The organism is Microcystis sp. LE19-41.2A (assembly GCF_027530405.1).
In the GTDB taxonomy this organism is placed as follows: Bacteria; Cyanobacteriota; Cyanobacteriia; order Cyanobacteriales; family Microcystaceae; genus Microcystis; species Microcystis aeruginosa.
Map to the genome: position 1 here is coordinate 1 of NZ_JAPZQJ010000570.1, position 13,815 is coordinate 13,815.

The 13,815-nt window shown below is 42.9% G+C and carries 13 protein-coding genes, 1 other RNA gene and 1 pseudogene; 8 read left to right on the plus strand and 7 right to left on the minus strand.

Annotated features, from left to right (window positions below; all coding sequences use genetic code 11):
* Positions 1-230: 230 nt before the first annotated feature.
* Entirely contained in the window at positions 231-1,049 is an 819-nt protein-coding gene (locus O9290_RS24000) for a transglutaminase-like domain-containing protein (RefSeq protein ID WP_004266804.1), read from the plus strand.
* A gap of 183 nt (positions 1,050-1,232) precedes the next feature.
* Here O9290_RS24000 and O9290_RS24005 read toward each other — a convergent pair whose 3' ends face one another.
* Complete coding sequence (locus O9290_RS24005) at positions 1,233-2,039, minus strand: DUF8623 domain-containing protein (RefSeq protein WP_190721858.1); 807 nt, start codon at positions 2,037-2,039, stop codon at positions 1,233-1,235.
* 77 nt (positions 2,040-2,116) lie between these two features.
* Here O9290_RS24005 and murG point away from each other — a divergent pair, with 77 nt between their 5' ends.
* Positions 2,117-3,190, plus strand: a complete 1,074-nt coding sequence (murG, locus tag O9290_RS24010; protein ID WP_287971551.1) for an undecaprenyldiphospho-muramoylpentapeptide beta-N-acetylglucosaminyltransferase — start codon at positions 2,117-2,119, stop codon at positions 3,188-3,190.
* On the opposite strand, the gene O9290_RS24015 is transcribed toward murG, so the two are convergent.
* From O9290_RS24015 to O9290_RS24025, 3 genes are all read right to left on the minus strand, one after another.
* Positions 3,172-3,762, minus strand: a complete 591-nt coding sequence (locus O9290_RS24015; RefSeq protein WP_287971552.1) for a Uma2 family endonuclease — start codon at positions 3,760-3,762, stop codon at positions 3,172-3,174. The two genes, murG and O9290_RS24015, sit on opposite strands and share 19 nt — an antisense overlap.
* Before the next feature lie 35 nt (positions 3,763-3,797).
* The gene (locus O9290_RS24020; RefSeq protein ID WP_288055946.1) at positions 3,798-4,658 is read right to left on the minus strand and encodes a fructosamine kinase family protein; all 861 of its coding nucleotides are present in this window, start codon (positions 4,656-4,658) and stop codon (positions 3,798-3,800) included.
* A gap of 130 nt (positions 4,659-4,788) precedes the next feature.
* Positions 4,789-6,078 (minus strand): M16 family metallopeptidase, encoded by a 1,290-nt coding sequence (locus O9290_RS24025; RefSeq protein ID WP_287971555.1) that lies wholly within the window; start codon positions 6,076-6,078, stop codon positions 4,789-4,791.
* Between the two features lie 328 nt (positions 6,079-6,406).
* Between O9290_RS24025 and O9290_RS24030 the strand changes: the two genes are divergently transcribed.
* The 3 genes from O9290_RS24030 (at position 6,407) to O9290_RS24040 (ending at position 8,886) form a co-directional block, all read left to right on the plus strand.
* The gene (locus O9290_RS24030; protein ID WP_288055948.1) at positions 6,407-7,345 is read left to right on the plus strand and encodes a hypothetical protein; all 939 of its coding nucleotides are present in this window, start codon (positions 6,407-6,409) and stop codon (positions 7,343-7,345) included.
* A 23-nt stretch (positions 7,346-7,368) separates the two neighbouring features.
* On the plus strand, positions 7,369-7,947 hold the full coding sequence (locus O9290_RS24035; protein WP_288055950.1) for a DUF1822 family protein: 579 nt from the start codon (positions 7,369-7,371) through the stop codon (positions 7,945-7,947).
* 84 nt (positions 7,948-8,031) lie between these two features.
* Positions 8,032-8,886: a PEP-CTERM sorting domain-containing protein gene (locus tag O9290_RS24040; protein WP_288055952.1), complete on the plus strand. Its 855-nt coding sequence runs from the start codon at positions 8,032-8,034 to the stop codon at positions 8,884-8,886.
* A 30-nt stretch (positions 8,887-8,916) separates the two neighbouring features.
* On the opposite strand, the gene O9290_RS24045 is transcribed toward O9290_RS24040, so the two are convergent.
* Complete coding sequence (locus tag O9290_RS24045) at positions 8,917-9,252, minus strand: XisI protein (protein ID WP_004266796.1); 336 nt, start codon at positions 9,250-9,252, stop codon at positions 8,917-8,919.
* Positions 9,240-9,654, minus strand: a pseudogene (locus O9290_RS24050) (element excision factor XisH family protein). Before O9290_RS24050 ends, O9290_RS24045 begins: the two are co-directional and overlap by 13 nt.
* A 715-nt stretch (positions 9,655-10,369) precedes the next feature.
* Between O9290_RS24050 and ssrS the strand changes: the two are divergent.
* From ssrS to O9290_RS24065, 3 genes are all read left to right on the plus strand, one after another.
* Positions 10,370-10,557, plus strand: a non-coding RNA gene (gene ssrS, locus O9290_RS24055) — 6S RNA.
* A 422-nt stretch (positions 10,558-10,979) separates the two neighbouring features.
* On the plus strand, positions 10,980-12,350 hold the full coding sequence (locus O9290_RS24060; RefSeq protein WP_288055955.1) for an NAD(P)/FAD-dependent oxidoreductase: 1,371 nt from the start codon (positions 10,980-10,982) through the stop codon (positions 12,348-12,350).
* Between the two features lie 61 nt (positions 12,351-12,411).
* Positions 12,412-12,666 carry a hypothetical protein gene (locus tag O9290_RS24065; protein ID WP_004266789.1) on the plus strand — a complete coding sequence of 85 codons (255 nt, stop codon included), beginning with the start codon at positions 12,412-12,414 and terminating at the stop codon, positions 12,664-12,666.
* Positions 12,667-13,070: 404 nt separating this feature from the next.
* Here the strand turns inward: O9290_RS24065 and O9290_RS24070 are convergent.
* Positions 13,071-13,815: ISAs1 family transposase (locus tag O9290_RS24070; protein WP_288087621.1), on the minus strand; the 745-nt coding region annotated here is incomplete at its 5' end.

Here is a 13,815-nt window from a genome sequence, read left to right on the forward strand (position 1 = left end):
TTGGAGTGATTGGGGGGAAAATTTAGGGATTTTTTCCCTGAAAATTAGGTAATTGACCACCTGAAAATGGGTAAAACCCCACACCCCACACCCCACACCCCACACCCTGCCCCCACGAAAAACTTTTTCAGCAGCCCCTAAGTAGTCAGGCCTAACTTTTTTCAGTCTGGCGATTATTGGCGTTTCATCTCTACCAATCCTGACAAAATTTCATTTAGATAGGAGTCCTAATGTTAATCCATGTTGGTTATGAATTTGGCTTTGATGCCCCCTTACCCGTGGTCATGTTGTTAAAACTTTATCTACACCCCTCAATTTTAAATCAAGTTAGACAATCGGAAAATTTGCAGGTGGAACCGGCAACAAAAATAGAAGAATTTTTAGATAGCTTCGGTAATCGAACCAGTCGTCTAATTTTACCCGACGGACAGATTCGCATTCACAATGAAGCGGTTATCGAGAATGAATGGAAACCCGATATCGTTAATGGGAATGCCCAAGAAATTCCTCTAGCAGAGTTACCAACCCAAGTTTTTCCCTACCTAATGAGTAGCCGTTATTGTGAAGTGGATTTGCTTTCGGAAATTGCCTGGGAACTTTTCGGACAAACTCCCCCCGGTTGGGCAAGGGTACAAGCGGTTTGTGATTGGGTTCATAGTCACATTCGTTTTGGTTACGAATACGCGCGGGTGACGAAAACCGCCTATGATGTCTATCGGGAAAGAACGGGGGTTTGTCGCGATTTTAACCATCTAGCTTTGACTTTTTGCCGTTGCCTAAATATTCCCGCCCGTTATGCCTCCGGCTATCTCGGAGATATCGGTATTTCTCCCCAACCTCTACCGATGGATTTTAGTGCTTGGTTTGAAGTTTATTTAGACCATCAATGGTACACCTTTGATGCTCGTCATAACACCCCCAGAATCGGGCGGATTTTAATGACTCGCGGCTTAGATGCCGTCGATGCTTCCCTAACAACTTCTTTTGGTCAAGTAAATTTAACAAAATTTAAAGTATGGACGAGCGATGTTTCCCACCTCTATGCTTAATCAGAGTATTTATTAAACCTCTTGCATAATTAATTTTTGAGGGTTCAAAAACGGCAAAAATAAGGATTAAATTGCCTGAAAGTGCCAGCCATTGGAGTGAACGGGGGAAATAAAACCCTACACCCCACACCCTACACCCCACACCCCACCAACAAGCTTTTTGCCGCAACACCCAGATAAAAATTACTTTTCTACCTTAACCCGTTGAGTAACGACAACAATCCCATCGCCTTGGATTAAAATCGCCGATAACCAGCGATTTTCCGGTGTTGCCGGCGCTTTTACCCGCTTAAATAAACCGCCGGACTGTAATAATTCCAATTCTAGAGGCTTTGTATTAATATAACGCTCAATATCTACTTTCTCATCGATCGCCGTTCCGGCCAATAAATCATCCCCTAAAGGTTCGCGGACAATCACATCAAAATCAAATTCTTCACCCACTTTCACCCTTTCGGGAATTCTCACTTGAATACTGGGGGGATTTTTGCCGGTGCTTAACTCAACCCTCTCGCTTAAAATCTCCTGATAAACCAGTTTATTCCCCTGAAATTGTTGACGAGAACGAATCGTAGCATTCATTCCCACCGCTCGTCCCTGCACCTTTCCTGTCCCGGTAATTTTAGTAATTGTATTGGCCGTTAACTTGTCCCCGGAACGACTCCAAGATTCGAGAGTCGTGGTGTATTGTAGATTGTTATAACGTTCCCAAAAATGAGTTAAAGCCTTTTTAGTTTTTTCGTAGGTCAAGCCATCGGAGTTAGTAAATTTCGGACTATAAAACTCCATTAATTGCTTGAGATTTCGCTCATTAGCCGCCGTTTCGATTTTGGAGATAAGCGTTTTTAAATTAGCTGGAGCAGTTTCTGGCTTTTCGGCCCGCAAACTGGTGGCAAGGGTAAAAGTTAACCCTAAACCTAACAGCAACGATAGGGAAAAATTGAGGGATTGACGAAAAAATTTATTGGGAATCGTGTTCAAGTTACGCATTAGTGATAGTTTGTGTAAGGATCAATAACTATGGTAGATTATTTCATTCTAGGGCTGAATTTACCCTCTCTCGAATTATGGCACGCACTCCAACCCGTCTCTTGATTGCCGCTAGTGGTACTGGTGGTCATTTATTTCCCGCTTTGGCCCTGGCCGAGCGCTTGCCGGATTACGAGATTGAATGGTTAGGAGTTCCAGACCGTCTGGAACAGTCCTTAGTTCCAAAAACCTATCCCCTGCACACTATTCCCATTGAGGGGTTTCAAACCCGTTTGGGGTTAAAAACTCTCAAGATTCTGCTGCGTCAACTGCGGGCCATTTGGCAAGTGCGTAGTTTAATCAAAAAACGTCAGATAGCGGCAGTTTTTACCACCGGGGGTTATATCGCAGGTCCGACGATTTTAGCGGCTCGTTTAGCCAATATTCCCGTCATCCTACACGAATCTAACTACATACCGGGCAAAGTCACGAAAGTTCTCGGTCGCTGGTGCGATACGGTTGCCCTCGGTTTTCAGGGAACCGCCAGCTATTTACCCGGCACTCGCACCACTTGGGCTAGTACGCCTGTACGAGAGCAGTTTCTCATTCCCCAGTCCCTGGATTTACCGATTCCAGAGACTGCTTTTTTAATTGTCGTTGCCGGTGGTTCTCAAGGGGCCGTAGCCCTTAATCAACTTGTGCGACAAAGCGCTCCCCAATGGTTAGAAAAAGGTATTTATATCGTGCATCTCACGGGAGAAAACGACCCCGAAGCGGATAGTTTGCGCCATTCTAACTATTTTTCCCGGCCTTTTTACGACAATATGGCGGGATTATGGCAAAGAGCTAATCTAGCTATCAGTCGCTCCGGTGCCGGCACTTTAACAGAATTAGCGATCACTTGTACGCCTTCGATTTTAATTCCCTATCCTTTTGCTGCCGAAGACCATCAGTTCTATAATGCCAAAGTTTTCGCTGAAGCTCAAGCCGCTTATCTTTACCGTCAAAATGAGTTAACTGCTCAGTTTTTAGGCGAATTAGTCCTCGATTTATGGTCTAATCCCGAAAAATTGGCCGCCATGGCCCAACAAGCTTCTCATCTAGCTATTAGTGATAGTGCCGATTTATTAGCCGATTTGTTGAGAAGAAAGAGTCACAAAGATAGTTTTTGAAACAAATCAGCCACCGGAAAAGTGAACCCCGGAACCACATCTTCCCCCTCCAGAAAATCTCCTGATGTTAATAATCCCTGCGGTTCGTACCCGCAACGATAAACTAAAACATAGTGTTGACGGGGACTGATAACCCAGAGCAAACGAGTCCCATTGGCAAAATATTCGGCAATTTTGTCCTCGATTTCTGCCACTGTATTCCCTGGAGAGAGAATTTCTACCACTAAATCGGGCCCACCTTCTAAAAAACCCGTCGGCAATTCTTCCAATCCTTGCAGACGTTCCTTGGCAAAAAAGGCTATATCAGGAGAACGTTTATTGCCATTTTTCATAGTAAAAGCAGTGCTGGAGTCCAATAATACCCCTAGTTTTCGAGATGTTACTAAAGCGAATAAAGCAGCACTTAAAATAATGGCAATATAACCATGTAAAGCCCCAGAATTACCCAGATTAATTAACTCTCCCTTGACCAATTCGTAACGATTACCATCGTCAGGTAACGCCATAAATTCTGCATCAGTCCATACTTTTGTCTCTGGAGTTTTAATCACAGTAGTTTCTCGAATAGACATAACTTATCCTTGGTAAAGATTCACAAGTAAAACCCTTAAAGAATTTCCTGTAACATCCGATTGGCCTGGGAAGCGTAACCACCACCAAATAAATTAAAGTGGTTGAGAATATGGTAGAGATTGTAAAGAGTTTTGCGCTTTTGATAACCGGCATCGAGGGGGAAAACATCGTTATAACCCCGATAAAAAGCCGCCGGAAAACCGCCAAAAAGTTCCGTCATAGCTAAATCTACCTCCCGGTCTCCCCAATAGGTGGCCGGGTCTAAAATTACTGGTTCCCCATCGACGGTAATGGCCGCGTTTCCCGACCATAAATCACCGTGGACAAGGGAGGGATGGGGTTGATGCTGACTCAAAATCTCGCTAATAGCGGGAATAACTTGATCCTCGTCGGGAAAATTGCCGCCGCGCTCCTTCGCAAGTCTTAATTGATAGCCAATACGCTGATGAGCGAAAAAATCCGCCCAACTGTTACTAACGGTATTGATCTGGGGAGTAGAACCAATGGTATTATTACACTGCCAACCAAAGCGATCGGACAGGGAAACTTGATGTAAACGAGCTAAATTTTGCCCCATTTTTTCCCAGCTTTGACTATTGCCACCGCCGAATTCTAACCACTCTAGCACTAAATAACTAGATTTCTCGGCAATTCCCCAACAAATTGGCTCCGGAACCCTGATAGTCTTGGTAGCGTGAATTTGCTTTAATCCTAAAGCTTCGGCGGCAAACATGGCCTCTTGGTTCGCTTGGTTAATCTTAACGAAATAAATTAAACCATTGCCAGTGACGGCATAACCCTGATTGATGCAGCCACCACTAACGGGATGACTTTTCTCAATTTCAAAGGGTTTTTCCGTGGTTTGGGCAATATGTCGGGCAATTTGAGTCCACATAGGTTATCAGAATTCAGGAGTCAGGAGTCAGGAGTCGGGAGTCAGGTGTTAGGGTGTTAGGGTGTTAGGGTGTTAGGGTGTTAGGGTTTTGGTTGAAATTTCCCCATTTCCCCATTTCCCCATTCCCTGTTTACTGAATTGGTCTTACCACAACCACACCGTAAGCGTTAGGATTTAAATACTCTTGACAGGCATTTTGAATATCCTCTAAAGTGAGGGCTTCAATGTGTTGGGGATAACAAAAAGCTGGTTGTAAATCACCGATCTGAGTATGATAATAACCGTAAAGGTTGGCTCGATCGCTCGGTCTTTCATTGCTAAAAATAAACCGATTGGCCACTTGGGTTTTGACTCGTTCCAGTTCAGAAACTGTCACAGCTTCCTGTTGAATTTGTCCAATCTGTGCTACTACCTCCCTTTCCACTTGCTCGATATTTTCCGAGGCTAATTGGGCCGACACGGAAAACACTCCTTGCACTGCTTGGGACATATTACTGGCAGTTATTTGGGAAACTAAGCCCTTTTCTTGGCGCAGAGATTGAAATAATCGCGATACCTTGCCCTGACCCAGAATAGCCGCTAAAACATCGAGAGGATAGGTTTTTTCTAAGTCTCTCAACCCCGGCACTTTCCAAAATAGGATTAAGCGGGCCTGCTGCAAATTTTCATCCTCGTATTCTTGACGGATAATCTCTTTAAAGGGAGCTTCGGGCTTTAGATGGGCGATAGGATGGGAAATCAGCCCAGAATTGCCCTTACTGCCTAAAGTATCTAGAGAATCCCTCACAATAGCCATTAAATCATCTACAGGCAAATTACCCACCACTGCCACCGTCATCCATTCGGGACGATACCAAGTCTGATGAAAATCGCGCATTTGTTGAGGAGTAAGATTTTCAATCACTGCCATCGGACCCAACACCGGACGACGATAGGGTAAAACTTGAAAACAGGTCTCCATGGTGCGATAAAAAGTGCGACGACGGGGATTATCCTGAGAACGACGAATTTCTTCTAAAATAACCTGTCTTTCCCGCTCAAAAGCTTCATCGGGGATTAAAGCTTCTAAAACCACTTCTAGCTGCAGCGGGGCCAGATGGGCGAAGTCCCGCGGGGCAGTGGTAATGTAATAATGGGTGTATTCTTGGCTAGTAGCGGCATTAGTCACCGCTCCCCTCGATTCGATCGCCCGTTCAAATTCACCACTGTCTAAGTTACGGGTTCCCTTAAAAACCATGTGTTCAAGAAAATGAGCCATCCCATTGATCTGATCCGATTCTAAGGCCGAGCCGACCTGCAGCCAAACATTGAGATTAACCGCTTCTACCGGTTGACTTTCGGCAATAATCGTTAAACCATTGGCAAGACGGTGCAGAATCGGAGTGTTAAGCGTGGCAGGTTTCCCTAGGATAGCCGTCATTCTTTATTAGTCCTCGGTGATCACTCTGGCAAAAATTGTCACTTTTCCCTATTGTAGTCCCAGACTTTCACGGAGCCAACAAGATCAGGTGTTGGCCAGCAATTCCAAATTCAGAATGTAGCAAAATTGATCGAGGTAGGGTGTCGCTAGCGCCAGTGAACGCACCGTTAATGGAGGCTGCCGGGATATTCATTCCAAGAAATCGCTTTAGTCAATCAGGGGGTTGACCGTCATTTAAATTTCTAAAATATAAAGTTTTGTGACAACTTGAGACGTTCGCAGGAGTTTGAGGTGATTTCTTTTATGAAAGCAGTTGAGAACATCATCTATGCCGTTAACCCAACCCTGTTTCTCCTCTTCTGAAGTTCGTCTGAATTCCATTGTCTCCCATCGCGATCGCGGAACTTCCCTGAAGCAAACCGATGATGATGACCTGCAATACCTCGCCCTGCAAGCGCGTTCCTATACTGGGACAGTGGGTTTGCAGCAGCAAGCCGCGATCGCTCGGTTACTTGATGCTCTGCGATTTTCGGGTCGGCTACGGGGTCGAGGTCATTATTCGGTAGAGGTCTATGAGGATGGGGTCAATCGAACGTTATGTTGGGTTGCCTTCCACCTCGACCAGTTCGATCCTGACCGGGGCAGTTTTCTGGCTTGGGTCAACTATCGCCTGGATATCTTGTTGCGAGAGGCGTATGCGGAAACGATTGACCCACTGGTCAGGGCGCAAAAGCAGCAACTGATTCGTCGCAAGTACCAACTGACGGCGATGGTTAGTCAAGTCGGTAAGGTTGGGCTGGGATTCTGGTTAAGGTTACAGGTTAAAGGGATCGCGATTGATGAACAAAGTTTTGTCTGGTTGGCGGTTCTCTGTCGGTTATCTGGGCTAAGAAAGGCTAATCGGGCTTTGGGCGATCGCGTTTTTCTGGATCTGGCAAGGGCAACGTTATCGGTATCGCCTTTACAGCAGGTGAGCGGTGAGTCTGTTGTCTTTGAGAATTTGGCTCAACCAGTGGAGCAGCTTTGTTTGTCGGAGTTGATCGCTGAGTATATTGAGTCTGATCCGGAGTTGTTGTCTCGCCATCATGTCCATAATTGCCCGAAGGCGACTTTGAAGGCAATTTTGAGGGCGCGATTGGAGGCGCGATCTTGGCAGGAGATCGCGGATTCTTTTAGTTTGACTGTGGCAGTGGTGAAGAATTTTTTCTCGCGCCAGATGAAGACGGTTGCGCCTTTAATCGGACAGGAAATTCTGTCTTATTTGTAATTTTTTGAGGAGGTGAATAGCTTTTGAAAAACTCACTGGCTGAGTTTGCAGGGATTTTTGTGGAAAATTTAAGCTTCCAATGGGGGGAAATCAAGATAATGCCGACACGAATTAATCATAGTTCTGTATTTTTGATTGCTCTAGGAAGGGAAGCCCATGAAATCGCGGATTATTTTTGTCAACAACATTCTGATTTTGCTCTAGCTGAACAAGTCTATCTCAATACTTTGGCTGTGTATGCGGTCAACTGTTGCTTACGGTCTCTGGGTATTGCCACAGATTTGGAAGCGAGTGATAGTTGGAATCCTATCATGCAATCCCGTTTAGCTGTAGCGGATTTGGTGGTGAGGGGTAAGGGGAAAGTAGAGTGTTGTTCTGTGATGCCGGGTGAGGATTTTGTCGAGATTTCTGAGGAGGTTTTATCGGACAGAGTTGGTTATCTATTTGTGGAGATTAATGCTGAGATGTTTGAGGCAAAGGTGTTGGGATTTTTGGAGAAAGTCAATGAAACAAAGTTAAGTCTTTTGGCATTGCTTTCTCTGGATGATTTGCCAGCATATCTGGAGAAAATTAGTCCTCTACAATTAAGGTCTCAAATTTAATTAGGGCTGAGTTTTTTGAAGAGTAATCTGTTTCAGTTCGATTGTTAAAGTTTTGAAGTAATCAAATTAAGGAGAAAATTTATCATGAATCGTCTAATTTTTCACGCATCAATTACGACTGTTACTGGTGCTGCGCTATTATCCTTCATCGGAATAAATTCTGCTCAAGCAGTAAGCATTACATTTTTTCCATCTACTGTATTCTCATCTGACCCTACAATCCTCAATCAAAATGTAGGCATCACAGGATATACAATTGAGGATTTTGAAGACAAAACTCTAATTCCTGGTTTAAGTATTACTTATTCTGGAGGAGTTTCTACATCAACGATTACAAGTCTTCCTAATCTTTCAAATACATATTCTCAAATCTGGGATGGTCAACACACATTATTTAATATTCCTAGTAACCAATTTAGTAATGGTATATATTGTCCGAGTACAGAATGTGCAAAACTTACTACACTTAATTTTAGCAGTAGCATTATATCAGTGGGAATTGGGCTTTCAGGGTTTCAATCTTTAAATCCCCCATCATCTTTTCCAGGAGATGTTCCAATAACAGATCATCGCCTCTTCATCAATGGCATACCTTTTTCACAAACAATTGAACAGCTTGCAGGAGCAAATTGGAAATCGGCAACACTTCAACGTAATGCTTACTTGCGTATTGATGCACTACAAGGAGAATCGATTTCCTCGATAGGATTTGAAAATATAACGACATATCCAATTGCAAATCCAGTTACAGAAGATTTAATTGAATTTGATCATCTTGCGATAAAATCTGCCGCGCAGCCCCCCAAAAGTGTCCCTGAACCATCTAATATCTTGGGTTTAGGTTTACTCGGACTGGGTTTAACCGCAACAAAAGTAAAAGGTGTCTTATCAAAAAAAGCAAAGTCACCAACAGATAACCCCCAAGAACCAGACAGCTAACTGGGATCAATTGCAGTAGGATAAATTAATTTATCCTACTGCATAATCGGTCAATTGACGAAGTACAGGAGGATGAAAGCCAATGACAATATCTTTTTTAGGAACACCTAGTCTAACTAAATCTTCAGCAATATCTTGTTCTGTCATATTCCATTGAATCCAAATTTTATCAGACTTGAGGTCAATATGAATAAGACAATAATGTACATACTTTTCGCCTTCCCACCCAAAAGTAACGACCTGATAATGTTCTTTTTGTTCATCAAAAATAGCTTGAATCTCCAAATCATTACCAGTGGGTTTATATTGAGTATATTCCGAAAGAATACTTTTGACTAATTGACGATATTTTGCTAACTTATCCATGTTAAGATTACCTCCTGACTTGGCGAAAAAATGATTAATTTTAAATGGTTTTCTCTAATCATCAATTGGGTAAAATCTAAAGAGAAAAAAGTGTCGTAAGTAAAACTAGGAATCTAAAAACAAGACTCTATCTGGATCTTTTCTCTTTAAAACCGCCCGATAATTAAGAAATTGTCCTAGAGCAGTATGAAATTCTGAGATCGCTGAAGACCCCTCTAAAAAACTTTTAATTTCTACGGCAATCTTTTGATGATCTTTAGTCGCAGCAATCAGCTTTTCTGCGCCTAAATCGACAGCCATATTCACCCCTCCAAAACTTATCGTATAAGGGTCATGAGTAATTAACCAATTATCTTTGATCAAAGCGTTTTTGGCTGCTTGATAAACTAAATCTTTAGCCAATTTTACCTTTCTCCTGATTTGATAGGTTATCTTTCCCTGTTTTGAGGTGCGGCTTGAGCAACAAGGACAACTAATTTTCTCTGAACTATAGTACTGAGTAGCATCTAGGGCGACGGGTAAGTTGCCATCCAACGCCTCAAACCCCCTCAAATAGCCTTGGTCTCCCAGACCTTGATCAATCCATTTGAACAGGGGAAAAAGATGCTTTGCGGCTATTCCATCGAGGATGTTCCGCATCTGCTCTACTGTCGGGATATTGACCAAACCAAACAGACTTTGAGCATTATCTCGTCCACAACGACTATTAAGTTGGCGCTGATATTCTAGAAATGATTCATTCTGGCGAAAAAAGGCGGCGAATGCCCCTAATATTGCGTCTTTCAGACTGTAGCGGGTAGCATTGCTGGCACTTCGAGGGTCAGTTATCCCAGGGATAACTACCTGGAAATAGCTCAGCATCCCCATAAAACCCAGTTGTTTGACTTCCATTCCCCCGAAACCCACTGTTCAAACCCTTCACTCCATTTTGAAAGGCAAGAGTAAGACTGGTTCTGTATTCTGTGCTACCGTTTGAATTGGGAATTGCTGGGTGTTGGCAGGCTTTTTGGCTGTGGTCGGTAAACAGTAAACTGAAAACTCAAATCTGATCACTGATAACTGATCACTGAATCGCCCCTCTTGCCTCTGAGAAAAAAAAATGCTATGATGAAAACAAATCGGGCTTCTACGTTGGTGACTGCCTTTCAAGTTTTTTGATCTATGCTTGATTGTGATAAGGGAGCAAATAACCAATTCGTGTGGTAGTAAACCGAGCTTGTACTCGGAAACAGAAACGCGTAATATAAGTTCCCACCTGGTTAACCCAGGTCATAAACTTAGGTAAAACGGCGTAGCGGTCTTTTCAAGTTTTTCGAGCATATATAGGTCAAATTCTGGGCATAAGCACTGTAAGCTGTACTGAATTTCAACTCCGTATTGGAAATTTTAGTACAAATGCTCAAACTGCCTCTCCCTGCTCCCCTGCAATCTTAACGAGTAATTTAGATAGTCAAGAGCTTAAGTAGGGAGGCAAATTATTTGTAGGATGGGTTAGCGGTAGCGTAACATGAGCAGGCGTTGGGTTTCATGCTTCAACCCAACCTACGTTCTGTTGACTCTTGCAAGAGTGCAAGAGTGCCTCATCTCAACAAGCAATTTAAATGCGCGGGCAGCTTATCTATATTTTTTTCTAGGTTAAAGACTGCTGTTTTCGGTAACGCTCGTCACCGCTAAATTGTGACAATCCGGACTACACTAGGGAAAAATTTATGAATTATTGTTAAGCAATGACTGAAAAACAGCCAAGAGTTGTTATCATCGGCGGCGGATTTGCGGGTTTATACACGGCCAAAGCCCTAAAAAACGCCCCCGTTCATGTTACCCTCATCGATAAGCGAAATTTCCATCTTTTTCAGCCCCTCCTCTATCAAGTCGCTACTGGGGCGCTGTCTCCGGCCGATATCTCCTCACCTTTGCGCTTAATCCTACGGGGCCATGACAATACAGATATTCTCCTCGATCATGCCATAGATATAGAGCCGGTTAAGGGAGAAGTGATCTTGGAAGATCACCCGCCGATCGCCTACGATCAGTTAGTCATTGCCACGGGAGTCAGTCATCACTATTTTGGCAATGATCAATGGCAGCCCTACGCTCCCGGGTTAAAAACCATTGAAGACGCAGTAGAAATGCGTCGTCGCATCTATCTCGCTTTCGAGAAGGCCGAGAAAGAAATCGATGCCGAAAAGCGGCAAGCTTTATTAACTTTTGTTATTGTCGGTGGCGGACCGACGGGGGTAGAATTAGCAGGAGCGATCGCTGAAATTGCCCACGGTGCGCTTAGGTCTGATTTCCACCAGATTAACCCCACAGAAGCGAAAATTTTGCTCTTAGAAGGGATGGATCGAGTATTACCCCCATATTCACCCGATTTATCCGCTAAAGCTGCCGCTTCTCTCACAAAATTAGGGGTGACAGTGCAAACTAACAGCATCGTTACCAATATTGTTGAAGGTTGTGTCAGCGTCCGTCAGGGAGAAAAAACCACAGAAATCGCTGCCGAGACAATTTTATGGGCAGCGGGGGTAAAAGCATCGAGAATGGGGCGAATTTTGGCCGAAAGAACTGGGGTAAATCTCGATCGCGTCGGTCGGGTAATCGTCGAACCGGATTTAAGTATCGCTGGTTATGCCAATATTTTTGTGATCGGGGATCTGGCTAATTTTGCCCATCAGGGAGATAAACCTTTACCCGGAATTGCCCCCGTGGCCATGCAGGAGGGCGAATATCTGGCCAATTTATTAATTTCTCGCCTAAAAGGGCAAACTATTCAACCTTTTCATTATATCGATCGAGGTAGTCTGGCAGTGATCGGCCAAAATGCGGCCGTGGTTGATTTGGGATTTGTCAAGTTTTCTGGGTTCATCGCTTGGTTAGTCTGGGTTTGGGCCCATATTTACTATCTGATCGAATTTGATAATAAATTAGTGGTGATGGTGCAATGGGGTTGGAATTATTTTACCCGCGGTCGTGGCGCTCGTTTGATTACGGGAGAGGGGCAGAATTTAGCCTCCGGACAATTGCCGCAAAATAACGGCCAAAATAATAATAATCTCGCCGTTTCTAACCAGACGGAAACTCTCTCTGCGCGATCGTGAAAGTGTGAAAAAAATAGCCGTGATTATCTAGTTATCAGTTAGCCGGTAAGAACAATCGATCATGAAAATAGAACATCCTAACAGTCTGGAAATTACCCCAGAGGAAAGCCAAGAATTAGAATATTTACGAGTTAAAATTGAACGAGCGATCAAAGATGGTGTGATCACAAGAATAGAATTTGAATCGATTAAAATGATCATGTTTTCTAACAAGAAAAACAATCCCGACCAAATCCTTCGTCAGGTGACACTCTATCGCAAGTTAGTCGTTGAAAAACTGAATAATAGCGAACTAATTTTTGAATCTCCTCAATAGGGCGAAATGCTGTTGTAAGCTGCCCGCGCATTTAAATTGCTTGTTGAGATAGGGTGCATCTCACATTTGCAGGAATACCGACAATCAGCAATTGTCCGTGACTCTTAGATGATGACAAATGTATCAGCAGCTGCGTGTAAGCATCCCACCGAAAAGCTAATGCGCGGGTAGGGTTGATTCATTTAAATTAAGTACAGCTGATTTTGAGTCAATAAATTTGAATGAAAATTCTCAAGTTTATCTTTTTCTAATCAAAAGAGTTAGTGACAATAACTAATCTTTAATCCTCTGCCAATATTGATTATGAATAAATTGATAAAGCTTGTTCCCAAGCCACTAAAAGCCTATCTCTCTTCAAATTTTCTGAGAGTACATCCTGTTAATTTAGCTAATTTTTCTGCTTCTTACGTCGATAAAACTATCAGTTTTTCCCAACGTTCAGCTAACCACCTCTGTCCCTCTGTTATTGAGAGAAAACCCAAACCTCTGAAAAGATTCAATCCTATAGTTGTGAGAATTGACCAATTGCTGGCCGCTTGAAAATCACTTATCTGGCTTTTATCTTCCTCAAAAATTACATCTTTTACCCAATGTAACTGATTTTCTATTTTCCAATGTCCTCGAATAATTTTAGCAAATACTTGGGCGGATTCGGTTAGGCTACTGATATAGTAAGCTGTTTCTTCATAAGTTTTATCCCCGCGAATACCCCTTCTTTCTACTTTAATAATTCGGCGCAGATTTTCAAACCCTTGTCTTTCATTGTTCCTCACTTTAAAAACTTCTATTTTTCTTGATATTTTTCGTCCATGACTATTGTCTTGTTCAAGAAAACAACTTTCTGGCTTTGAGGAATTACTCAGGTCTTGTATTCGCTTATAAAGATTTTTCTGATTTCCTTTAACGGTGATAACATAGTCATTTTTACTCTTGGCTATTAAGCTGATTGTTTTCTTCTGACAGTGTAAAGCATCGCCAGTAAAAACTTTATTTTGAAGAGTGCAATCTTCAATTATAGCTTGACCTTCGTCGATTTCAGACCCTTTTTTGTTTTCAATTCTTTTTAAGTGTAATACCCAGCCACTTTCTTGACTAAACAATGAGACAAACATAATAAAATTTTGTTGTTCATTGTTAGGATTCTTTAGA